Source organism: Pseudomonas sp. Irchel 3E13 (assembly GCF_900187455.1).
Classification (GTDB): Bacteria; Pseudomonadota; Gammaproteobacteria; order Pseudomonadales; family Pseudomonadaceae; genus Aquipseudomonas.
This window is the reverse complement of the sequence record NZ_FYDX01000009.1, coordinates 109,492-132,774: the sequence shown is the minus strand read 5'-3', so window position 1 is coordinate 132,774 and position 23,283 is coordinate 109,492. Positions and strand designations below refer to the sequence as shown.

The 23,283-nt window shown below is 64.4% G+C and carries 20 protein-coding genes; 7 read left to right on the top strand and 13 right to left on the bottom strand.

Features of this window, described 5'->3' with window-relative positions; translation table 11 throughout:
* The first annotated feature begins 2 nt into the window (after positions 1–2).
* The gene (gene lpdA / locus CKW37_RS17200; protein ID WP_095156910.1) at positions 3–1,391 is read left to right on the top strand and encodes a dihydrolipoyl dehydrogenase; all 1,389 of its coding nucleotides are present in this window, start codon (positions 3–5) and stop codon (positions 1,389–1,391) included.
* Positions 1,392–1,525: 134 nt separating this feature from the next.
* Here lpdA and CKW37_RS17195 read toward each other — a convergent pair whose 3' ends face one another.
* A complete protein-coding gene (locus CKW37_RS17195; RefSeq protein ID WP_095156909.1) occupies positions 1,526–2,248 on the bottom strand; it encodes a TylF/MycF/NovP-related O-methyltransferase in 723 nt (240 codons plus the stop codon).
* Positions 2,245–3,111, bottom strand: a complete 867-nt coding sequence (locus CKW37_RS17190; RefSeq protein WP_095156908.1) for a hypothetical protein — start codon at positions 3,109–3,111, stop codon at positions 2,245–2,247. The genes CKW37_RS17195 and CKW37_RS17190 overlap by 4 nt, the downstream gene beginning before the upstream one ends.
* A gap of 334 nt (positions 3,112–3,445) precedes the next feature.
* Between CKW37_RS17190 and CKW37_RS17185 the strand changes: the two genes are divergently transcribed.
* On the top strand, positions 3,446–4,069 hold the full coding sequence (locus CKW37_RS17185) for a hypothetical protein (RefSeq protein ID WP_095156907.1): 624 nt from the start codon (positions 3,446–3,448) through the stop codon (positions 4,067–4,069).
* A gap of 49 nt (positions 4,070–4,118) precedes the next feature.
* Here the strand turns inward: CKW37_RS17185 and CKW37_RS17180 are convergent, their stop codons facing one another.
* A complete protein-coding gene (locus tag CKW37_RS17180; RefSeq protein ID WP_095156906.1) occupies positions 4,119–5,321 on the bottom strand; it encodes an NAD(P)/FAD-dependent oxidoreductase in 1,203 nt (400 codons plus the stop codon).
* Between the two features lie 246 nt (positions 5,322–5,567).
* Between CKW37_RS17180 and CKW37_RS17175 the strand changes: the two genes are divergently transcribed.
* From CKW37_RS17175 to CKW37_RS17160, 4 genes are all read left to right on the top strand, one after another.
* Positions 5,568–6,122, top strand: coding sequence for an Rrf2 family transcriptional regulator (locus tag CKW37_RS17175; RefSeq protein ID WP_095156905.1), 555 nt, complete (start codon positions 5,568–5,570; stop codon positions 6,120–6,122).
* Positions 6,123–6,418: 296 nt separating this feature from the next.
* Positions 6,419–7,330, top strand: a complete 912-nt coding sequence (gene kdgD / locus CKW37_RS17170) for a 5-dehydro-4-deoxyglucarate dehydratase (RefSeq protein WP_095156904.1) — start codon at positions 6,419–6,421, stop codon at positions 7,328–7,330.
* 131 nt (positions 7,331–7,461) lie between these two features.
* Positions 7,462–9,015: a galactarate dehydratase gene (gene garD, locus CKW37_RS17165; protein WP_095156903.1), complete on the top strand. Its 1,554-nt coding sequence runs from the start codon at positions 7,462–7,464 to the stop codon at positions 9,013–9,015.
* Positions 9,016–9,051: 36 nt separating this feature from the next.
* Positions 9,052–10,635, top strand: coding sequence for an aldehyde dehydrogenase (NADP(+)) (locus tag CKW37_RS17160; RefSeq protein WP_095156902.1), 1,584 nt, complete (start codon positions 9,052–9,054; stop codon positions 10,633–10,635).
* Between the two features lie 232 nt (positions 10,636–10,867).
* On the opposite strand, the gene CKW37_RS17155 is transcribed toward CKW37_RS17160, so the two are convergent.
* The 10 genes from CKW37_RS17155 to CKW37_RS17110 form a co-directional block, all read right to left on the bottom strand.
* On the bottom strand, positions 10,868–11,605 hold the full coding sequence (locus CKW37_RS17155; RefSeq protein ID WP_177454438.1) for a FadR/GntR family transcriptional regulator: 738 nt from the start codon (positions 11,603–11,605) through the stop codon (positions 10,868–10,870).
* 185 nt (positions 11,606–11,790) lie between these two features.
* Positions 11,791–13,590 carry a glycosyl hydrolase family 28 protein gene (locus tag CKW37_RS17150; protein ID WP_095156901.1) on the bottom strand — a complete coding sequence of 600 codons (1,800 nt, stop codon included), beginning with the start codon at positions 13,588–13,590 and terminating at the stop codon, positions 11,791–11,793.
* 35 nt (positions 13,591–13,625) lie between these two features.
* Positions 13,626–13,994 (bottom strand): 5-carboxymethyl-2-hydroxymuconate Delta-isomerase, encoded by a 369-nt coding sequence (locus CKW37_RS17145; protein WP_095156900.1) that lies wholly within the window; start codon positions 13,992–13,994, stop codon positions 13,626–13,628.
* 24 nt (positions 13,995–14,018) lie between these two features.
* Positions 14,019–14,795, bottom strand: coding sequence for an ABC transporter ATP-binding protein (locus CKW37_RS17140; protein ID WP_095156899.1), 777 nt, complete (start codon positions 14,793–14,795; stop codon positions 14,019–14,021).
* Between the two features lie 10 nt (positions 14,796–14,805).
* Positions 14,806–15,645, bottom strand: coding sequence for an ABC transporter ATP-binding protein (locus tag CKW37_RS17135; protein ID WP_095156898.1), 840 nt, complete (start codon positions 15,643–15,645; stop codon positions 14,806–14,808).
* Between the two features lie 12 nt (positions 15,646–15,657).
* On the bottom strand, positions 15,658–16,572 hold the full coding sequence (locus tag CKW37_RS17130) for an ABC transporter permease (protein ID WP_095156897.1): 915 nt from the start codon (positions 16,570–16,572) through the stop codon (positions 15,658–15,660).
* 34 nt (positions 16,573–16,606) lie between these two features.
* Positions 16,607–18,217 (bottom strand): ABC transporter substrate-binding protein, encoded by a 1,611-nt coding sequence (locus tag CKW37_RS17125; RefSeq protein ID WP_095156896.1) that lies wholly within the window; start codon positions 18,215–18,217, stop codon positions 16,607–16,609.
* A gap of 44 nt (positions 18,218–18,261) precedes the next feature.
* On the bottom strand, positions 18,262–19,299 hold the full coding sequence (locus tag CKW37_RS17120; protein WP_095156895.1) for an ABC transporter permease: 1,038 nt from the start codon (positions 19,297–19,299) through the stop codon (positions 18,262–18,264).
* Positions 19,300–19,358: 59 nt separating this feature from the next.
* Complete coding sequence (locus CKW37_RS17115) at positions 19,359–20,969, bottom strand: ABC transporter substrate-binding protein (protein ID WP_095156894.1); 1,611 nt, start codon at positions 20,967–20,969, stop codon at positions 19,359–19,361.
* Between the two features lie 71 nt (positions 20,970–21,040).
* Positions 21,041–22,195 carry a mandelate racemase family protein gene (locus tag CKW37_RS17110; protein WP_095156893.1) on the bottom strand — a complete coding sequence of 385 codons (1,155 nt, stop codon included), beginning with the start codon at positions 22,193–22,195 and terminating at the stop codon, positions 21,041–21,043.
* 356 nt (positions 22,196–22,551) lie between these two features.
* Here CKW37_RS17110 and CKW37_RS17105 point away from each other — a divergent pair, with 356 nt between their 5' ends.
* A complete protein-coding gene (locus CKW37_RS17105; RefSeq protein ID WP_095156892.1) occupies positions 22,552–23,280 on the top strand; it encodes an oligogalacturonate-specific porin KdgM family protein in 729 nt (242 codons plus the stop codon).
* Positions 23,281–23,283: the final 3 nt, after the last annotated feature.

Sequence of the window (23,283 nt, the reverse complement as noted above, 5' to 3'; positions counted from 1 at the left end):
CCATGCAGACCCTCAATACCACGCTGCTGATCATTGGCGGCGGCCCCGGCGGCTACATCGCGGCGATTCGCGCCGGGCAACTGGGCATTCCCACGGTACTGGTGGAAGGCCAGGCGCTGGGCGGCACCTGCCTGAACATCGGCTGCATCCCGTCCAAGGCGCTGATCCATGTGGCTGAGCAGTTTCACCAGACCCAACAGCACAGCGAGCGCTCGAGCCTGGGCATCAAGGTCCAGCCGCCGACGCTGGACATCGGCCAGAGCGTCGCCTGGAAAAACGGCATCGTCGACCGGCTGACCAGCGGCGTCGCCGCGCTGCTGAAAAAGAACGACGTGAAGGTGATCCACGGCTGGGCCAAGATCATCGATGGCAAGCAGGTCGAGATCGACGGCCAGGACCTGCGCATCCAGTGCGAACACCTGCTGCTGGCGACCGGCTCCAGCAGCGTCGAGCTGCCGATGTTGCCGCTGGGCGGCGCGGTGATTTCGTCCACCGAAGCCCTGTCGCCGAGCCAGTTGCCCAAGCGCCTGGCGGTGGTGGGCGGCGGTTATATCGGCCTGGAGCTGGGTATCGTCTACCGCAAGCTCGGGGTCGAGGTCAGCGTGGTGGAGGCGCGCGAGCGCGTCCTGCCGACCTATGACGCCGAACTGACCCAGCCGGTGGCCGAGTCGCTGAAAAAGCTCGGCGTGAAGCTGTACTTGGGGCACAGCGTCGAAGGCTTCGACGCCGCCGAGAAACGCCTGCGGGTGCGCACGCCGGACGGCGCCGAACTGGCGCTGGAAACCGATCAGGTGCTGGTCGCGGTGGGCCGTCGTCCACGCAGCCAGGGTTTCAACCTCGAAGCCCTGGCGCTGAAGATGAACGGTGCCGCCATCGCCATCGACAGCCGCTGCCAGACCAGCATGCGCAACGTCTGGGCCATCGGCGACCTGACCGGCGAGCCGATGCTGGCGCACCGCGCCATGGCCCAGGGCGAGATGGTTGCCGAGCTGATCGCCGGCAAGCAACGCGCCTTCACCCCGACCGCGATTGCCGCGGTGTGCTTCACCGATCCGGAGCTGGTGGTGGCCGGCAAGACCCCGGACGCGGCGAAGGACGAAGGGCTCGACTGTCTGGTGGCGCAATTCCCGTTCGCCGCCAATGGCCGGGCCATGACCCTGGAGTCGAAGAGCGGCTTCGTGCGCGTGGTGGCGCGCCGCGACAATCACTTGATCGTCGGTTGGCAGGCGGTGGGGGTTGGCGTGTCGGAGCTGTCCACGGCGTTCGCCCAGTCGCTGGAGATGGGCGCGCGACTGGAAGATGTGGCGGGGACCATTCATGCGCATCCGACGCTGGGTGAGGCGGTGCAGGAAGCGGCGTTGCGGGCGTTGGGGCACGCGTTGCATATCTGATCGGCGTTTGCTTGAAAAAGCCGGGGCCGCTGTGCGGCCCTTCGCGAGCAAGCTCGCTTCCACAGGTCTCTGTAGGAGCGGGTTTACCCGCGAAGGGCCGCGCAGCGGCCCCGACTTATTTGATCTGGAATAGATCAGACGCGGAAGTAACCCACCGAGGAATCGAACGGCAGGCGCTTCAGCTCGACCTTGTTCAGGTCCAGCACATCGCGCAGTGCGGCGGTTTCCCCAGGGAAGTTGCGGTAGGCAACTTCGTCCAGCACCACGATGGCGCCTTTCGGCATGTACGGCAGGAAGGTTTCCAGCGCGACCTTGGTCGACGAATACAGGTCAGTGTCGAGGATCAGCATCGCCACCACCAGGTCCGGGCGGGTCTTGACGAAGGCCGGCACGGTTTCAAGGATGTCGCCCTTGACGATCTCGCAACGCGGGATGCGGTTGACCGGGCGAACCAGGTCGTTGGCGTCGATCATGTCCTGGATCAGGGTCTCGTCGGTATCGGAGAACATGCTCTCGTTGATATCCGCCGGGTCTTCCTTCTGGTCGATGCTGGCAAAGCCCTGGAAGGTGTCGAAGCCGATGATCGAACGGTTGATCGCGTAGGGCTCCAGAATCATCGACAACTGCATGTACAGCATCAACGAATTGCCCTTGTAGACGCCGCACTCGACGATGGCGCCAGGAATGTCCTGGACCATCTTGAACAGCTCGATGCGTGACAGGGCCGCGGTCACCGCGATGCGGTTGGCGAACACGAAGGGGGCGTCAGCCACGTATTGGGCATCGACGCGGCTCAGCACGCTGGCGCGCTTTTCGTTGTACTCGACCTCGGCAGCAGTCAGGCGACGCTTGGTCATGGGTTAACTCCCTGGAATTGCGAAAAGTCGCTGGCATGGAAAAGGTCTTTGAAGCCGGCCTCGACGTCGAAACAGCCGTTGTCGACGTTCGGCGCGCCGCGCTTCTGAATCAGGTCTTGCAGGTGGATCAGGCGGAAGTCCACGCTGAAGCGGATCCTGTCGGTGTGGTTGGCCACGGTGCCGTGCAGGTGCGAGCCGGAGAACATCAGCATCTCGCCGCTGTTGGCGGCGACGCGGATTTCCGCGCTGTTGTCGATTTCTTCCAGCGGCACCGGGTGCACCCGGGCTTCCTCGGTGATGTTGTCCTTGGCCTTCAGGCGCTGGTTGTTGATCCAGTCGGTCAGGCTCCAGGTGTGCGAGGAGTTTTGCACCGGCTTGGTGAAATAGGCCGGGTTGATCATCATGGTCTGCTCGGGCTCGATCGAGTAGATCGGCATCCAGGTATTCAGTTGGCAATCGACGCTACCGTACCAGGTGTCGCGGTGCGCCTTGTAGGCGTAGCTGACGCCGGCGTGCAGGTAGTCGTAGTTCGGCACCACGCGCACCCGTGGCACGTCGAAGATGTAGTCGCTCGGGTCGGCACCGATTTCAAGGATGTAGTCGCGGATCAGCGCCTTGGCCTGCGGGCCATTGGTGAATTTGCGCTTGAGCCGGGTGACGTGCTCGACGAAGGTTTCCACCGACATCTTCTTGTGCAACGACAGGTGATCGAGCTCGCCGTCGAAGGCTTCAGTGATGCTGTGCCGGGCCAGCGCACACAGTTCGTGGGCGCTGCGCAGGTTGGTATCGAGGAAGATGTCGCCCGCGTAGACGCGCTCGCGGAATGCCGGCTTCTTCTGCAACTGGTTGATGTAAAGATTCATACGCCTCTTCCTCATAAAGACCAATGCCCGCCACTCAGGACGGACCATGAATTGAAGTGGACGCAAGGCGACGTCACTCTGCCTGTCCGGCAGGGAACTTCAACCCCATGGGGGTCCGGGTCGTGGCCCGGATGTAGTGCTCTTTGGATCGGCACCGGGTGCGCAAACTTTAATGCCGCCCGGCGGTACAAGACTTGCCGCAAGCGGCAAACGTCTTCCGCCGTACCACCGGGCCGGGCGGCTGAAAGCCCCGTGTTGCGGGGATCCGCCGGGCTGGCACAGCAATTGCGATATCGCGCCTGATCCAGTGTCCCACTCCAAGGAGAATGATCCCGTGAGCATCATCAATGGCCATGGCTGGCAGAACATCGCGGTGAGCCAGCACCGCACCCTCGCTGCCGTCCCCGGCGCCGACGCGCAAGCTTACCAGTCGGAAACGGCCACCGCGTCGGCGGTTTCCACGGTCAGCAGCGCGACCGCCTCCGGCAGCGCTTCGAACTCGACGTACCAGGACGCTCAGGATGCCCAGGACGAGGCCTTCGCCAAACTCAAGGTAGTCCTGCAGAACTCGGGGTCCAGCGAGTCTGATGAATCCACGGGCGTGACGGCGTCCGGCGCCAGCACCACGAGCAGCAGCGCCGCCCAGGAGTTTCGCGATTACATGGCCCTGTCGCCGGCAGAGAAGATCCGCCTGAAGATGCTCAACGAGCTGGGCCTGACCGAGGAAGACTACGAGGCGCTGCCGCCGGAGAAGAAAGAGAAGATCGACCTGGCGATCGCCCAGCGCATCAAGGATGAGGCCGAGCTGAAGTCCATGGGCCAGGCAGAACCGCAGATGCAGGCGGCGATGGCGGCGCAGAACCTGAGCGCGTCACTGAGCGAACGACCGCAGGACGCGGCGGATCCGGCGCAGGCGCGCAAGGAGAAGGAGGATCGGGAGGATCCGTTGAATAGGTGACAGTTCCATCGCTGGCGAGCGGAACGCCGCTTGCCAGCGATGGCCCCTCTCAAGCAATCGGAATCAACGGATCCGCCGCCGCCAATGCCACCGCCCGCTCCGCCACCGGCGGATAGATCCACACGGTGTTGATCTGGGTCTTGAGCTGCTTGCCCTCCTCCTTCACCAGTTTCACTTCGCGCTCCCAGCCTTCGGTGAACACCGCGCCCCAGGCGCCGAGGTCCAGGCAGGTGACGTACTTGGGCTGGCTGTAGGTGACCGGCGCTACACCCAGCAGGTCAGCCGCGACGTTGTTGCCGGCATGGCGACCCAGTGGAATGGCGTGCTGGCAGGTCATCAGCGCATGGTTGCCTAGGTCATCGCTGGCCGCATAAGCGGTATCGCCGGCGGCATAGATATCGGCCTGTCCCACCACCTTCAAGGTGCCATCCACATGCAGCCGGCCTTGGCGATCACGCTCGCCGGGAATCTGCGCGGTCAGGTCACTGGCCCGGACGCCGGTGGTCCAGATCACGGTGCTGGCCTCGATGCGCTGGCCGTCCGACAAGGTCACGCCCTCGGCATCCACAGCCTCCACCGACGACTTCAAGCGCCACTGCACACCCAACTCGGCACTGGCCTCGGCGATCGAGCCGGCGATTTCGTTGCCCATCGAAGCGCCAATGGCCTCGCCACGGTCAACGATGATCACGTTCACCTCGGCGTCCTCGCCCAGCACCGCACGCAGGCGGGCCGGCATTTCGGCCGCGGTCTCGATACCGGTGAAGCCGCCACCGGCGACCACCACGGTATTGCGCGCCGCCGAAGCCGGGCGTTGCGCCAGTGACTTCAGGTGCGTTTCCAGGCGCAGCGCTTCTTCGAGTTGATCGACATCGAACGCATGCTCGGCCACACCCGCCAGGTCCGGTCGGGCCAGGACGCTACCGGTGGCCAATACCAGCTTGTCGTAGTGACTGACCGCCGTATTGCCGTGGGCATCCCGGTACTCGACGCGCTTGCCGGCCACATCGATGCGCTGCGCGGCGCCCTGAATGAAACGCACACCCACCGCGTCGAACAACGCGCCCAGCGGCGCCACGGTGCGGGCGACATCCGCTTCATAGAAACGCGGGCGGATACGCAGTTCGGCCTGGGGTGCGAGGACACTCACGGCAACGTTCGTGCAGCCATGGATGTCCAGCAGGCGCGTGGCGCTCAGGGCGCTCCACAGTCCACCAAAGCCGGCACCGAGAATCAGGATGTGCTGTTGCATTGTTCTGCTCCGCTTGTAGAAGGGTTCGAATTCACAACTACGACTTTATTGGTCGTAGTTAATAAAAACAAGTCGCCGCTCGTCGCCAGCCGCCAGGTTGCGCCATGGAAACCGTCTTTAAGCCACATAATCAGCGGCTATAGGCGCTCTGAAAAATTTTCGGGCAGACGGAAGGTGACCGCCGGCTTTGCTCGGCAGCCACAGAGGCTGGTAACATTTGCGACCAGTTCCGTCGGAGATAACGTGATGTCGCTTTACAGCGCGGGTGTCGAATACGGCATTCACTGCCTGATATTCCTAGTCGGTGACGGCGGCGAGAGCCGCGAGGCCAGCGTGCGTGATCTCGCCGAACTGCAAGGCGTGCCGCTGGACTACCTGGCGAAGATTTTCACCAAGCTGGCCAAGGGCAAGCTGGTGGCGGCCACCGAAGGCGTGCGCGGTGGTTTCCGCCTGGCCCGCCCCGCCGACGAAATCACCCTGCTGGACATCGTCAATGCGATCGACGGGCGCAAGCTGATCTTCGATTGCCGCGAGATCCGTGGCCGCTGCGCGCTGTTCGACGGCGACCCGCCTGAGTGGGCGACCGAGGGGCCCTGCGCAGTTCATGCGGCGATGATCACCGCGCAGAAACGCATGGAAGAAGCGCTGGCCCAGCAGACCGTACTCGACCTCGCGCGCAAGGTCGGACGCAAGGCCCCTGCCGGGTTCGGTGCGCAGGTCGGTGACTGGATGAGCGGGCGGCGGGAGAAAAAGGCGGCGCCGGAAGGCGGGCAGATTCCGCTGGTGGATGTATCACCATGAAGTAGTCGCGGCGCGTTCTCGCGAGCAAGCTCGCTCCTACATTGTCCAGAGCCGTCGCGAAGGCCTGCCAAGCAGGCCACCCTCTCGAAACGTCATTTGTCATACGACAACATCACCCCGTTTAAAATCGCCTAAAGCCTTATCCTGCCTAGCTTTCACCGCTAAAACCCCCTCCCTTCCCCGTCACTCCCCGACAAAAATTCCTCATTCCGCCCTAGTCATCGGACAAGTTGTACGATAACGTAAGACAACTGTTCAGCCACACAACCACTCACCCGACCCAAGGTTTTCAAACAATGACTCCACAAGAACTGAAATCCATCCTGTCCCACGGACTGCTGTCTTTCCCGGTTACCGACTTCGACGCCCAGGGCGACTTCCACCGCGCCGGCTATATCAAGCGTCTGGAATGGCTGGCCCCGTACGGCGCCAGCGCGCTGTTCGCCGCCGGCGGCACCGGTGAGTTCTTCTCCCTCGCCGCCAGCGAATACAGCGAAGTGATCAAGACTGCGGTAGACACCTGCGCTGGCTCGGTGCCGATCCTCGCTGGTGTCGGCGGCTCGACCCGCCAGGCCATCGAATACGCACAGGAAGCCGAGCGCCTCGGCGCCAAGGGCCTGCTGCTGCTGCCGCACTACCTGACCGAAGCCAGCCAGGACGGCGTCGCCGACCATGTCGAAGCGGTGTGCAAGTCGGTGAACATCGGCGTGGTGGTCTACAACCGCAACGTCTGCCGCCTCAACGCCAGCCACCTGGAACGCCTGGCCGAGCGCTGCCCGAACCTGATCGGCTACAAGGATGGCCTGGGCGATATCGAGCTGATGGTGTCGATCCGTCGCCGCCTGGGCGATCGTTTCAGCTACCTCGGCGGCCTGCCGACCGCTGAAGTCTATGCCGCGGCCTACAAAGCCCTGGGCGTGCCGGTGTATTCCTCGGCGGTGTTCAACTTTGTGCCGAAGACGGCGATGGACTTCTACCACGCCGTCGCCCGTGACGATCACGCCGCCGTCGGCAAGCTGATCGACGACTTCTTCCTGCCGTACCTGGACATCCGTAACCGCAAGTCCGGCTACGCGGTGAGCATCGTCAAGGCCGGCGCGCGCATCGCCGGCTACGACGCAGGCCCGGTGCGCACGCCACTGACCGACCTGACCGGCGAAGAGTACGAAATGCTCGCCGCGCTGATGCACAAGCAAGGCGCTCAGTAAGGGTTTGCCGCCCGGCCGCGCCTGCGTGCGCGAGCTGGCGGCACAGGCATTGTCCGCGGGCTGCCGCGCGTCACGTCAGGACGCGCCGCGGCCCGAACCCGCCGGCTGACAATAACGACAAGGGCCAACCCATGCAGTTGATCGAACATTCCGACTCACCGCGCTATGTCCGCCTGCACGCCGACGACAATGTCGTGGTGGTGGTCAACGACCAGGGCCTCGCGACCGGCAGCCGTTTCAGCGACGGCCTGACCCTGGTGGAGAACGTGCCGCAAAGCCACAAGGTCGCGCTCACCGATATCGCCCGCGGTGAACCGGTCAGGCGCTACGGCCAGGTCATCGGCTACGCACTGGAAGATCTGCACCGTGGCAGTTGGGTGCGGGAAACCCAGTTGTCCATGCCCGAGGCACCGCCGCTGGACAGCCTGCCGATGGCCGACGCCACGCCCGCGCCGCTGCCGCCCCTCGACGGCTACAGCTTCGAGGGCTACCGCAACGCCGACGGCACCGTGGGCACGCGCAATATCCTCGGCATCACCACCACCGTGCAGTGCGTGGCCGGGGTGCTGGAACACGCGGTGGCGCGCATTCGCGCCGAGCTGCTGCCGCGCTATCCGAATGTCGACGACGTGGTCGCCCTGACCCACAGCTATGGCTGCGGCGTGGCGATCAACGCCCGCGATGCCTATATCCCGATCCGCACCGTGCGCAATCTGGCGCGCAACCCCAACCTCGGCGGCGAAGCACTGGTCATCAGCCTCGGCTGTGAAAAGCTCCAGGCCGATCAGGTGATGCACGAGAACGACGCCTCGGTGGACCTGCGCGAACCCTGGCTATATCGCTTGCAGGACGCACAACTGGGCTTCGTCGAGATGATCGAACAGATCATGGCCCTGGCCGAAGCCCGCCTGGCGAAACTCGACCGGCGCCGACGCGAAACCGTCCCCGCCAGCGAGCTGATCCTCGGCATGCAGTGCGGTGGCAGCGATGCCTTTTCCGGCATCACCGCCAACCCGGTGCTGGGCTTTGCCAGCGACCTGCTGATCCGCGCCGGCGCCACGGTGATGTTCTCGGAAGTGACCGAAGTACGCGACGCCATCTACATGCTCACCTCTCGCGCAAGCACTCCGGCGGTGGCCGAAGCGCTGGTGCGGGAGATGGACTGGTACGACCACTACCTGCAACGCGGCGCCGCCGACCGCAGCGCCAACACCACGCCGGGCAACAAGAAAGGCGGGCTGTCGAATATCGTCGAGAAGTCCCTGGGCTCCATCGTCAAATCCGGCAGCAGCGCCATCAGCGGCGTCATCGGCCCCGGCGAGCGGGTCACGGGCAAGGGCCTGGTGTTCTGCGCCACGCCGGCCAGCGACTTCATCTGCGGCACCCTGCAACTGGCCGCCGGCATGAACCTGCACGTGTTCACCACCGGCCGCGGCACGCCCTATGGCCTGGCCATGGCGCCGGTGGTGAAAGTCTCGACCCGCAGCGAACTGGCGCAGCGCTGGCCGGACCTGATCGACCTCGACGCCGGGCGTATCGCCAGTGGCCAGGCGAGCATCGAGTCGCTGGGCTGGGAACTGTTCCGCTACTACCTCGATGTCGCCAGCGGCCACCAGCGCACCTGGGCCGAACAACACCGCTTGCACAACCACATCACCCTGTTCAACCCGGCACCGGTCACCTGAATCGGTGCCTGTCCTCATCCTTCCTGGAGATCCATGATGCCCAGCGTTCTCGGTCACAACTTCATCGGCGGCAGCCGCAGCGCCGCCGGCAACGTCACCTTGCACAGCGTCGATGCCACCACAGGCGAAGCCCTCCCCTACAGCTTCCACCAGGCCACCCCGGCAGAAGTGGATGCCGCGGTCGAAGCCGCTGAAGCGGCCTTCGCCGAATTCCGCCAGTTGAGCCCGGAGCGGCGTGCGCTGTTCCTCGACGCCATCGCCGAAGAACTGGACCAACTGGATGACGATTTCGTCGCCCTGGTCTGCCGCGAAACCGCCCTGCCCGCCGGTCGTATCCAGGGCGAGCGTGGCCGCACCAGCGGCCAGATGCGCCTGTTCGCCCAAGTGCTGCGCCGCGGCGATTTCCTCGGTGCGCGCATCGACCTGCCGCTGCCGCAACGCACGCCGCTGCCGCGTGTGGATATTCGCCAGATGCGCATCGGCGTCGGCCCGGTGGCGGTGTTCGGCGCGAGCAACTTCCCGCTGGCCTTCTCCACCGCCGGTGGCGATACCGCCGCCGCCCTCGCCGCCGGTTGCCCGGTGGTGTTCAAGGCCCACAGCGGCCACATGGCCACCGCCGACCTGGTGGGCTGCGCCATCGTCCGCGCCGCCGAGCGCAGCGGCATGCCCAAGGGCGTGTTCAACATGATTTTCGGTGCTGGCGTGGGCGAGCAACTGGTGCGTCATCCGGGCATCCAGGCGGTCGGCTTCACCGGCTCGCTGTCGGGCGGCAACGCCCTGTGCAAGATGGCCGCCGAGCGCCCGCAACCGATCCCGGTGTTCGCCGAGATGAGCAGCATCAACCCGGTGATCGTCCTGCCCGAAGCGCTGGCGGTGCGTGGCGAAACCATCGCCCGCGAATTGAGCGCGTCGGTGGTGCTGGGCGGTGGCCAGTTCTGCACAAACCCGGGGCTGGTGATCGGTGTCAGCTCGCTGGCGTTCAGTGCCTTCGTCGAACAGTTGCAGGAACAGATGGCCGCCCAAGGGCCGCAGACCCTGCTCAATGCCGGCGGCCTGCGCAGCTACGCCAAGGGCCTCGAGCACCTGCACGGACACCCGCGTGTCACCCACCTGGCCGGCCAGCCGCAACACGGCAACCAGGCCCGGCCGCAATTGTTCAAGGCGGACGTGTCGCTGTTGCTCGAAGGCGATGAGTTGCTGCAGGAAGAAGTGTTCGGCCCGACCACCATTGTCGTCGAGGCGGCGGATGATGCGCAGTTGATCGAGGCGTTGCGTGGGTTGCGTGGACAGTTGACCGCGACGCTGATCGGCGAGCCGGAGGACCTGCAGGCGCATCAGCACCTGGTGCCGCTGCTGGAGCAGAAGGTTGGGCGGATTCTGGTGAACGGTTATCCGACCGGGGTCGAGGTGTGCGATGCCATGGTGCATGGCGGGCCTTATCCGGCGACGTCGGACGCCCGTGGCACTTCGGTGGGGACGTTGGCCATCGACCGTTTCTTGCGTCCGGTGTGCTACCAGAATTATCCACAGGCCCTGCTGCCGGCGGCGCTGCGGGACAGCAATCCGCTGGGGATTCGGCGGTTGGTGAATGGGGAGTGGTCTGAGGGGGGGATTGGCTGAAGCTCCGGCTTTAGCTTTTTTCAAAATCGAAGATGGCATCGATCCTGTGGGAGTTGGCTTGCCAGCGATGAAGACAAGCCAGTCAAACGCGCTGTAGCTACCGGTCTGATCGCCGGCAAGACCGGCTCCCACAAGGTTTGCGGTGCGCAGCCCTTGTGGGTCACCGATTTGCTGTTGAGCTTCATACTCGCCAGTTCAGATGCCACAACCCGAAATGCAGCTTGGGACCGACTCAGGCCCCCTGCGCTTCCGCCTCTTCATGCGCCCGTCGCAACCGCTCGCGGCTGTTGGTCAAGTGCAAGCGCATCGCCGCCCGCGCGCCTTCCGCATCCTGCCGGGCGATCGCTTCGTAGATCGCCTCGTGCTCATGACTCAATCGGCTCAGGTAATGCGACTGCTCGTCATGGGCCAGCCGCGCCGAGTTCAGCCGCGTGCGCGGGATGATGCGGGTGCCCAGGTGGGTGAGGATGTCGGTGAAGTAGCGGTTGCCGGTGGCCTGGGCAATCTGCAGGTGGAACTGGAAGTCCGCCCCCACCGCGTCGCTGGACTGCGCCACGCTGGCGGCGATCGCATCCAGGGCCTCGCGCATGCCGCGCAATTGCTCATCGCTGCGCCGGCCCGCGGCCAGGCCGGCGGATTCGGTTTCCAGGCTGATCCGCAATTCCAGTACCGACAACACTTCACGCAGGGTGACGATGGTCGCCGGGTCGATGCGAAAGCCGCTCGGGCTCGGTGTGTCGAGAACGAAGGTGCCGATGCCATGGCGGGTTTCCACCTGGCCGGCCGCCTGCAGGCGGGAGATGGCCTCGCGCACCACGGTGCGGCTGATGCCCTGCTCCTCCATGATTTCCGATTCGGTGGGCAGCTTGTCGCCGCGCTTGAGCTGGCCCTGGCGAATCCGCTCGGTGAGCACCAGCACCAGTTCCTCGGCCAGATTGCGACGCTTGCGCGCGCGAGGAGGTGTTTGCATAGGGAAGAGTGATCTCGAAAAATCCATGAGGCGCATCATAGCCCATGAGGTTGTACGATAACAGGCATTATACCGGCCAGACTCTGTGCCATAAGGTCGCACAAGGTGTGACAACTACGGGCGACGCTGACGAAAAACGGCCGTGCGAGGTCAATCGCACGGCCTGTACTTGAGACTGTTGACGCTCAGCGCGGTTCAGGCGCCGGCTCGACCTGGCTGAATTCCAGCCCTTCGGCCTTGCCCAGTTGCCAAGGGTTGCCACTGCCATGACCGATGAAGCTCACGCTGTCGAAACGCGAGTCCTTGAGGCCGTCGACCTTCGCCACCGCGGGGCCACTGAAGCGCACGCGCTCGAAGCTCAGGCCCTGGTGCCAGGCGTTCAAGTTGCCGTCACCCTTGACCTCGATCGCCGCGGCGCCGGCGTTTTCCACTGTCACATCGCTGATCCGCACGTCGCGGAATTGCCCTGGCACCGTCGAGCGACGGTAGTCGAGCTTGGCGTTGGGGTCGTTGTAGTCGAGGGTGAAGATAAAGCCCTGCTTGACGCTGTTGCGGATCGCCGAGTCGCGGAACACCACGTTGCGCGCGCCGCCGCCCATGAAGTTGGTGCTCTTCATGCGCAGGCCGACATCGGTGCCGTCGGAGACGTTGTCCTCGGCGAGGATGTTCTGGATCCAGGCGCCGGTATGGCTGCCGGCGACCACCATGCCGTGACCGCGACGGAAGTAGTTGTTGAAGATCCACGCATCTTCCTGAGGCTTCTGCTTCACCGCGTCGGCGCCGGTGCCGGCGGCGAAGTTCACGCAGTCGTCGCCGGTGTCGAAGAAGTTGTTGAAGACCATGGCACCGCGGCTGTTGGCGAACTCGATGCCGTCGCCGTTGTTGGCGTCGTAGGTCAGGTGGCGGGTGTTGGCCAGCACCACGTTCTCGGTTTCCAGATTCATGATGCCGTGGAACGCCGGGTTGCGAACGGTGAAGCCGCCGTAGAAGACGTTCTTCACATTGCGCAGGGTGATCAGCGACGAGCGCATCTGTCCGTAGGCGTCCTTGACCGGCATGCCGCGGGCCACCGCCTGTTCCACCTGGGTCTTGGCGAGGATGCCGTCGGTCATGTAGCGGGTGTTGTCGCTGGCCTGGTAGTTGGGCAGCGCCTGCCCGCGTTGGTCGAGGGTGTCGGCCTGGCGTTTCCAGCCGTTGCCGTCGAGGGTGCCCTTGCCGGTAATGCGGATGTTCTCGAATGCCTGGTGCTGGTTCGGGTCGCGGGGCAAGGCGTTGAGCAAGGACGCCGGGCGCACAGTGCTGGAATACGGGTACTGGATGTAGCCGGCCAGCGGATAGTCCTCGGCCCGCTCGGAGCCGAGCAAGGTCGCGCCTTCGGCCAGCTCCAGGGTCATGTTGCTCTTCAGGTACAGCGCGCCGCTCTTGTAGGTGCCGGCCGGCAGCAGCACCTTGCAGCCCGTGGTGCAGGCGTCGATGGCGCGTTGCAGGGCCTGGGTGTCGACGCTCTGGCCATCGCCCTTGGCGCCGTAGCGGCGCACATCGAAGACCGCCGGCAGCGGCGTGGTGCGCTGCACCAGCACCGGGCTGTCCGCCGACTCCTTGCCGTCGCTGCCCACGGCACGCACGGTGAAGCGGTATTCGCTGTCCGCGGTCAGGTCGTCGGCGGTGAAGCTGTGGATGCCAATGCGGTGATGGAAGCCCGCAGTGTCCTGCTCGTAGAAGCGGTCGATGTACGGCTTGGCCGGCGACACCCGGTCGTTGTTGGCGTTGGCGCTGCCGAGCAGCTTGCCGTTGGCGTAGACGTGGTAGTCGACGATGTCGCGGTACTCCGCCGGCTTCTCCCAGACCAGGATGATCTGGCGCTCGTCGTAGGCCAGGGTCGGCACCTGGACCTTGCCCGGCGGTTGCAGGGCCCAGGCCGGCAGACTCGCGGCAACGGCGACCAGGGCGGCGAGGGAGCGTTTCAGTGCGTGGTGTCTTGGCATGTTCTTGTCCTTGTATTTGCCAGGGGTGCGCCAGTTCAGGCCGGCGCGCGTTGCTGTTCGAGATACTGGCGCCGGTTGACGAAGGTCTCGCGGCGCATTTCCTGTACATCCACCGACAGCGCCGCCACGTCCGGCAGCAGCGCCACCAGCACACCGACGCAGGCCGAAGCCAGGGCGCGGCGCTGCTGCTCGTTACGCCCGCTGAGCAGGTACAGGGTGACGTGAACGAACTCCTCGCGGCCCTCGCCACAGCGGTAATGCGCGTGGGCGTTGAGCCGTAGTTTGATATCGCCGGGGGCGAACAGCCCATCGGCGTCCACGGCGTCGTGCAGGGCGTCCAGCAGGCGCTGTTCGCCGACCCGCAGGGCCACGCCCGGCGAGCAATCGATCTGACAATGAGGCATGGCGTTTCCTTGAAAGGCGCGGGCTCAGCCGGCCAGCGCGGGGGCGGTGTCCTGACTGAAATCGCGGCTGGCCTGGACCAGCATGCGGGTGTACTCGTGGCTGGCGAGGTCCTGGCTAAGGGCCTGGCTGTCGAGGCGTTCGACGATGCGTCCCTGCTGCATCACCGCGACCTTGTCGCACAGGTGGCTGACCACGCCGAGGTCGTGGGTGACCATCAGGTAGGTGAGCTTCTCGCGCTGGCGCAGGTCGGCCAGCAGGTTGAGGATCTCCGCCTGCACCGAGACATCCAGCGCCGAGGTCGGCTCGTCCAGCAGCAGCACGCGAGGTTCGAGGATCAGCGCCCGGGCGATGGCGACGCGCTGGCGCTGGCCGCCGGAAAGCTGGTGCGGGTAGCGGTAGCGGAAGCTATCGTTGAGACCGACCTTGAGCAGGATGTCGTTGATCCGATCGTCACGGTCGCCGATGCCGTGGATCACCAGCGGCTCGCGCAGCGCCGAGTCGATGGTGTGGCGCGGGTGCAGCGAACCGTAGGGGTCCTGGAAGACCATCTGCACCAGCCGGTAATGTTCCTTGGGAATCTTGTGCTGCAAGGCCACGCCGGCGATGCTCAGTTCGCCGCTCCAGTGCCGGTACTGGCCGGCCAGGCAGCGCAGGACGGTGGTCTTGCCCGAACCGGACTCGCCCACCAGGCCGAAGGATTCGCCGTCGGCAACGCTCAGTTCGACGTCGTGCAGCACCTGGTTGAGGCTCGGGCCGCTGCCGAAGCTCAGGTTCAGCGCGTGTGCTTGGATCATGGACATGACGGGTTCCTCAGCAGGTCAGCCAGCGGGGGTCGCGTTGCAGCACGGGCAGCCGCTCGCGGCGGTTGTCCATGCTCGGCAGCGCCGCCAGCAGGCCACGGGTATAGGGATGTTCGGCGCGGTGCAGGTCACAGGCGGCCAGGGACTCCACTACCCGCCCGGCATACATCACCAGCACCCGGTCGCAGTAGTTGCGCACTAGGTTGAGGTCGTGGCTGACGAAGATCAGCCCCAGTTCCTGCTGCTCCACCAGTTCTTCCAGCACGCTGAGCACCTGCTGGCGTACCGAGACGTCGAGGGCCGAGGTCGGCTCGTCGGCGATCAGCACTTCGGGCCGGGTGATGACCATCATGGCGATCATGATGCGCTGGCCCATGCCGCCGGAGACTTCGTGCGGGTACAGGTTGTAGACCCGCTTGGGGTCGCGGATATGGACCTTTTCGAGCATTTCCATGACCCGCTCGCGGGCTTCCGCGCGGCTGGCCTTGTGGTGCGCGAGGTAGGCTTCGGCGATCTGCTCGCCGACTTTCACCACCGGGTTCAGCGAGTATTTCGGGTCCTGCATGATCATCGACATGCGCTGCCCGCGGACTTGCTGCATGGCTTTTTCACTGGCCGAGAGCAGGTCAAGATCGCCGAACTGCAGGGTCTTCGCGGTGATCTTCGCGCTGGCCGGATGCAGCTTCAGCAGGCTGCGCCCGACTGTCGATTTGCCCGAGCCGGACTCACCGACGATGGCCAGTTTTTCCCGCCCCAGGGTGAACGACACATCGCGCACCGCGTGGGTTTCTTTCTTGCCGTTGACGAAGCGGACATTGAGCCCGTCCACCTTGAGTTTGATATCAGACATAGCGGCCTCCGGTTACTCGCTGCGCGGATCGAGAATGTCCCGCAGGCCGTCGCCCAGCAGGTTGAACGCCAGGCTGACGAGCATGATCGCCGCGCCCGGTACTGCCACCAGCCACCAGCACTCGAGCATGTAGCGCCGGCCGGTGGAAATCATCGCGCCCCACTCCGGCAACGGTGCCTGCGCACCCAGGCCGAGGAAGCCGAGGGCGGCGGCGGTGAGGATGATCCCGGCCATGTTCATGGTCAGGCGGATAATCACCGAGGACAGGCACATCGGCACGATGTGCTTGAGGATGATGCGGCTGGCCGAGGCGCCTTGCAGTTGCACCGCGACGACGAAGTCGGCCTTGCGTAGCGACAGGGTTTCCGCCCGCGCCAGGCGGGCGATCGGCGGCCACGAGGTCAGCGCGATGGCGACCACCGCATGCTCCAGGCCAGGGCCGAGGGCGGCGATGAAGGCCAGGGCGAGCACCAGGCTGGGGAAGGAAATGAAGATGTCGGTGAGGCGCATGAACACCGTGTCCACCACGCCGCCGAAGTAGCCGGAGACGGTGCCGATGAACAGGCCGATCGGGCCGACGATCACCGTCACCAGACCGATGATGTACAGGGTGATGCGCGAGCCGTAGACCAGCCGGCTGAAGATGTCGCGGCCGTATTCGTCGGTGCCGAACCAGTGCTCCGCACTCGGTGCTTTGAGGGCGTTGGCGAGGTTCTGCACCACCGGGTCGTGGGTGGCGATCAGCGGCGCGAACAACGCCACGACCACCAGCAACAGCGCGACCATCAGGCCGATCAGGGTCATGGGGTTGCGCAGCAGATGGCGCAGCACCCGCAGGCTGCTCTTGTAGAAGGCATCGAGGCTCGAGCCGGGGCTGTCCGGCTGCGCTTTGACGCGGGTTTCGGAAGAAGACATGTTGGCAATCATCGGCATGTTCTCGATTGAAAAAACGGACGCGCGATCAGCGCTGCTTGTAGACGCCCAGGTAACGGGTCGCTTCGGCGTCATCGCCGCTGAAACCCTTGATCTCGGCGCTGCTGACCACGGTGTCGGTCATCTGCGAAATCATCATGATCGGCCCCACCTGCTGGTCGTACAGCGACTGCGCCTGGTGATATAGCGCCACGCGCTTGCCGCTGTCGCGCTCGACGCCGGCCTGGTCGATCAGGGTGTTGAGTTGCGGGCTGAAGAACGAGGCGCGCCAGCCCTGGAAGTTGGGCAGGCCGGCGTCGTCGCTGTTGTTCGGGTTGTAGGCGAAGGTGCGCAGGCTGAAGTACGGGTGCGGGTAACGCTCGGCGCCGCGGGCGACGATGATGTCGAAGTTGCGCGCACGCATGGCGCCGTACACCTGGTTGCCGGTGCCGCTGACGATGCTGGCCTTGATCCCGCCTTCGGCGAGGGTCGCCTGCAGGCGCGCGGCGATGTCGGTGAACGGCGGCTCGGACAGGGTGCGGATGGTGGTGCTGAAACCCTGCGGGTAACCGGCTTCGGCGAGCAGTGTCTTGGCCTTGGCCACGTTCATCGCGTAGCCCGGGTCCGGCAGGCGCGCGGCCAGGCCCAGTTGCATCGGTTGCTGGTTGAGCTTGCCGTAGTACGGCATCACCTGGCGGTCGAGGCCCTGGTAGTCGATCAGGTTGCGCACCGCTTCGCGCACTTTCGGGTCGGCGAATTGCGGCTGTTTCATGCTCAGCGCGACGTAGTACATGGTGCCGCGTTGCAGCGACTGCACTTGCAGGGTGTCGCGGCCGTCGATGGCCTTGATGTCCGGCGCGGCCATGCCGTAGGCCAGGTCGAGGTCGCCGCGTTCGAGCATCAGGCGCAGCGATTGCGATTCGGTCATGTGCCGCACCACTACGCGCTTGAGCTTGGCCGGGCCGCCCCAGTAGCCGTCGAAGCGGGTCATCAGCAGCGAGTCGTTGGCGTTCCAGCGGGTCAGGGTGAACGGGCCGCTGCCGGCTTCGTTGGTCACCAGCCAGTTGGCGCCGAGGTCGCCGTTTTTCTCGTGCTTGAGCGCGGTCTGGCGGTCCACCACCACGGCGCTCGGCGAGGTCGCCAGCGAGTCGATCAGCAGCAGCGGATCGGTGGGCTGCGGCAGGTCGATGACCAGGGTGTGGGCATCACTGGCGCGGATCAGCGACTGGATGTTGTCGACGCTGTAGCCGTAGGCCTTCCAGGTGGTGGCCAGGCCGTAGTTGAGCTTCATCACCCGGTACAGCGACCAGGCCACGTCGTCGGCGGTCAGCGGATTGCCGGAGTGGAACCTGACGTCGTCGCGCAAGGTGAAGGTGATCTGCTTGCCGTCTTCGCTGACGCTCCAGCTTTTCGCCAGTTGCGGCAGGTGCTGTTCGGGGTTGCCGTTGTCGCGCTTGACCAGGGTATCGTAGAGGTTGGCATTGACCCCGGAAGCGTCCAGGCCGGGGGCGTTGGCCGGGTCGATGGAGAACAGGTTGACCAGGCTCATGCCGACGATCAGTTGGTCGGCCGGGGTCTTGGCCTGCGCGGCGGTGACTGGCGCCAGGGCAAGAATGGCGCCGAACAGGCTGAGGCGCAGTGCGGTGGTGATCGGGTTCATGTGGGCGTCCTTTTTCTTGTAGTTGTTGACAGGGCTGCGGGTATTCACCGGGTCCGTGGATCGAAGACCTTGTACAGCCCGTCGCTGATCAGGTTCAGGGCGACGAAGATCAGGCCGATGATCAGCACGCACCCCATCACCGCGTTCATGTCGCCGAGCATCAGGCTGCTGGTCAGGTACTGGCCGAAGCCGGGCCAGGCGAACACCGTCTCGATCAGCACCGCGCCTTCCAGCAGCGAGCCGTAGGCCAGTGCCACGACGGTCAGCAGTTGCACGAGGATGTTGCGGAAGGCGTGGTTCCACACCACCTGGCGGCGCGACAGGCCCTTGACCCGGGCGGTGATGATGTATTCCTGCGAGAGCTGTTCGAGCATGAAGCTGCGGGTCATGCGGCTGATGTAGGCCACCGAGTTCAGGCCGAGGATCAGCGCCGGCAGGACGATGTGCCGCAGCGCGCTGCTGAAGGCTTCCCAGTCGCCGGCCAGGGCGCTGTCGATCAACAACAAGCCGGTGGTTTCCGGGACCAGGCCGTCGTAGGCGAGGTCGATGCGCCCTGCCCCGCCGGCCCAGCCGAGCATGGCGTAGAACACCAGCAGGCCCATCATGCCGAGCCAGAAGATCGGCGTTGAGTAACCGAACAAGGTGATCATCCGCGCCACATGGTCGCCCCAGCGACCCTGGTTGCTGGCGGCGAAAACACCCAGCGGCAGGCCGATCACCACGCCAAACAGAATCGCCAGGGTGGCCAGCTCGATGGTCGCCGGGAACACCCGGCGAATGTCGTCCAGCACCGGGTGGCCGGTCAGCAACGCGTTGCCGAAATCGCCGTGCAGCAGGTCATTGAGGTACAGGCCGAACTGGGTCCAGATCGGCTTGTCCAGGCCCATCGCGCGGTACACCTGTTCGTAGGTGGAGCTGTCGGCGTCCGGGCCGACGACCGCCAGCACGGGGTCCAGCGGCATTACCCGGCCAATGAAGAAAGTCATGGCCAGCAGGCCCAGCAAAGTCACGAGGACCGTACTGGCCCGGCGGGCGGTGCCGGACACGCGGGTGCCCAGCACGGAGGCAGTCGAAACGAACATAACGGGCTCCAGAAGAGTGATCGCTCAGGCGCTGGCGCGGGCCTCGCGGCCCGGCCGGCTCAGCGCGCCTTGTAGACGTCTTTGTATCGGGTGGTGGCGGCGGTATGACCCTGGTAGTTCTGCACGTCGTGGTACAGGACTACCGTGTCGGTCATCTGCGACACCGGCAAGATCGCGCCGACCTGCTCGTCCAGGCGCTGCTGGATCTGCTGGTACTGGGCCAGTTGCTTGGCGTGGTCCGGCTCGACTTCGGCGGTCTCGATCAGGCTGTTCAGCTCGGGGCTGAAGAACGAGGTGCGCCAACCCTGGAAGTTGCTCAGGCGGGCTTCGTCGCGGTTGTCCGGGTTGTACACCAGGGTGCGCAGGCTCGAATGCGGATGACGCTCGGCCCCGCCGCCACCACGCCCGACGAGGATGTCGAAGCTGCGTTCACGCATGGCGCCGTAGATCTGGTTGCCGGTGCCGGTGATGATGCTGGCCTGGATGCCGGCCTGGGCCAGGGTCGCCTGCAGGCTGGAAGCGATGTTGATGAAGGGCGGCTCGGTGAGCACGCGGATGGTGGTTTTGAAGCCGTTGGGGTAGCCGGCCTCGGCGAGCAGTTTTTTCGCCTCGGCGACGTTCAGGGTGTAGCCCGGATCGTCCAGGCGCGCTTCCAGACCCAGCGGCAACGGACGCTGGTTGAGCTGGCCGTAGTGCGGCATGACGGTCTGGTTGATGCCTTGATAGTCGATCAACGAACGCACCGCCTTGCGCACCCGGGCGTCTTCGAACGGCTTGGATTTCACGCTCAGCGCAACGTAGTAGAGGGTGCCGCGCTGCACGGTCTGGGCGCGGACCTTGTCGTCATGGGACAGCGCTTCGATGTCTGGCGCGGCCATGCCTTTGGCCAGGTCGAGGTCACCGCGGGCGACCATCAGGCGCAGCGACTGCGACTCGGTCATGTTGCGCATGACGATGCGCTTGAGCTTGGCCGGGCCATCCCAGTAACCGTCGAAACGGGCCATCAGGATCACGTCGTTGGCGCGCCAGTCATTGAGGATGAACGGGCCGCTGCCGGCAGCGTGGGTGGTCAGCCAGGCGGCGCCCAGGTCGCCGTTCTTCTCGTGCTTGAGCACGGCCTGGCGATCAAGGATGAAGGCGCTCGGCGAGGTGGCGAGGGTGTTGAGCACCAGTTGCGGGTCGGTGGGCCGCTGCAACTCGACGACGAAGGTATTCGGACCATCCGCGCGCAGGCTGCGCTCGGCGTTCTCGGCGCTGAAGCCGTAGGCCTTCCAGGTCGAGGCCAGGGCCAGGTTGAGCTTGAGCACACGCTGCAGCGACCAGGCGACATCGTCGGCGCTCAGCGAATTGCCGGACTGGAACTTGACCCCGTCCCGCAGCTTGAAGGTAATCGTGCGGCGGTCATCGCTGACCTGCCAGCTCTCGGCGAGGGCCGGAACCAGTTGATCGGGTTGCTTGACGTCCTGCACCAGCAGCATGTCGTAGAGGTTGGCGTTGACCTCCGAGACATCCAGCCCGGTGGCGGCGGCCGGGTCGAGGGACAGCAGGTTGATCATGCTCATGCCGACGATCAGTTGGTCGGCGGGGGTTTTCGCGTGGACGGTGGTGAGGGGCGCCAGCGTCAACGACGCAGCGAACAGCCCGGCAAACAGGAGTGGAAATCGACGCATGTGAGAAGACCTTTGTTGTAGTTATTCGCATCTCGAACGGCACGGCATCGAGGCCGTGCCGCGGGCACAGGTCAGTACTGCTGCAGGGTGTGGGTCTCGATGTAGTCGAAGTTGATGTCCTCGCCCAGGCCAGGCAGGTCGGAGAGGTGGACGAAGCCGTCGCTGTCCATCGGGTCGACCAGGCGATTGAGGTAGGCCGGCACCTCGTCGTAGTCGAGGAACGGGTGCAGCAGGCCGCGCTCGTACCAGGTGCAGTTCTTGATCGCGCCGACCACTGCCAGGTTGGCCGCGCCGTTGCCGTGGACTTCGCAATCCATGCCGAAGGACTCGGCCAGGTGCGCCACTTTCAGGCAGGCGCCGATGCCGCCGACCCCGGCGACGCCGGCACGGAGGATGTCGCAGACGTCGTTCTTCACCCAACTGGCGCGGCTCATGTATTTGCCGGCGAGGGTTTCCGGGCCGAGCACCGGGATGTCCAGGTTGGCCGCGAGCCAGGCATAGGACTCGGCGGACTCTTCCATCATCGGTTCTTCGAACCAGGCGAAGTTGAGCTTCTCCAGCTCGCGACCGATGTACAGCGCGTCGGTGCGGTTGTACCAGTGGTAACCGTCGAGCATCAGCGCGATGTCCGGACCGACCGCTTCACGCACGGCGGCGCAGGCCTTGACGTCGATGCGCGGGCTTGGCGCGAAGGACACCGGCGGCATCCAGGTGTGCAGTTTGATCGCCTTGTAGCCGCGTTTGACCAGGGTTTCGGCGAAGCGGCCGTAATCTTCCGGGGTCGCCAGGCCGCCTTCGAGTTCGTCACCGCACATGGTCGAACCGTATGCCGGGACCTTGTCACGGAAACCACCGGCCAGCTTGTGCACCGGGATATTCAGTTTGCGCCCGGCCCAGTCCCACAGGGCCTGTTCGACCAGCGCCAGGGAACGGTCGGTCAACTGACTAGCGCTGCCGCGCTGCCAGTGGGCCAGGTCTTGCCAGAGGCGTTCGCGGTCGAAGGCGTTCTGCCCGACCAGCACTTTGCGCACGAAACCATCAAGCAGATAAGGACGCAGCAACTCGGGAGGGCCAAAGGCGTAGCCCTCGGTGCCGTCTTCGGTACGGATGCGCAGCAGGGCCATGCGGGCCTGGGTGACATCACCCGGGTGGGCATGCCCGGCGCTGTCTACCGAGCGGCGGGTCGGGTAGGAAAAAACCTGCACATTGACTGATGTAATTCTCATGGACGTCGTATGCCTTTCTTCTTGGAATTGTGTCTGGAGTAACGTTGTGAGGCCGATCATACGTCATCGTATAACAATTGCAACCCCTCAATGTCGTCCCCTTTTCGCCTCCTTTTAACCTGCTGATTCCCCTTCAAAACCTGGCCGAAACAGCATTTTTGTGACTGTAAAGAAAGTAAATTCCTTTATGTTTCAATAACATGAAAAAAACATACGACCTTGGTGCTGGTGACCATAGACAGTCGTCGTTGTTGTACGATAACGTATATTCCAACAACTACTGAGGATCCCGCGCCGTTTAACACCCGAACTGCCAGACATCGCCCCTACCCAACAAAAACAAAAAAGTAGATCGCATGAAAACCACTCACAGCTTGTTTATTGCGTTGACCACTCTCGCCCTGTCGATCAACGCCTACGCCGACTCCGCCAGCATCAACTATCGCCACCAGTACACCGACGACGACCGCCAGCACGCCGACCGGGTCAAGCTCGGCTATCGCATGGACAGCGGCCTGGGTTTCGAAGCCGAGATCAAGTACCGCACCGCCGGCGACCGCAAAGATGTTGCCTACGACAACATCATCAACAACGGCCACGAGTTGACCGTCAGCTACAACTACAAGCTCAGCCCCAAGTCCACGCTGACCCCTGCCTTTCAGATGGACAGTTCCAAGGACAGCACCACCTACAAGTTCGGCCTGAAGTACAACTACAAGATCGACGATCAGTGGTACGTCGCCGCCCGCTACCGCTATGACGCCAAGCGCCTGGATCGCGACCAGATCAACGAGGACGTGGACGACCGCGGCAAGAACAACCAGAACACCAACCGTTTCGAAGGCTGGCTGGGCTACACGCCGACCGGCAGCAAACTGGCCTACGAGTACCAGTACATTCACTTCCTGACGGACTACATCCGCTACGACGACAAGAAGAGCGACTACGAGCAGAACCTGATCATCAAGTACAAGCTGACCAAGCAATGGCAGCCGTTCATGGAAATCGGTGATATCAAGGTCAACTCCACCACCGATGATCGCCAGGCCCGCTGGCGCCTGGGCATCCAGTACAACTTCATGTAAGCC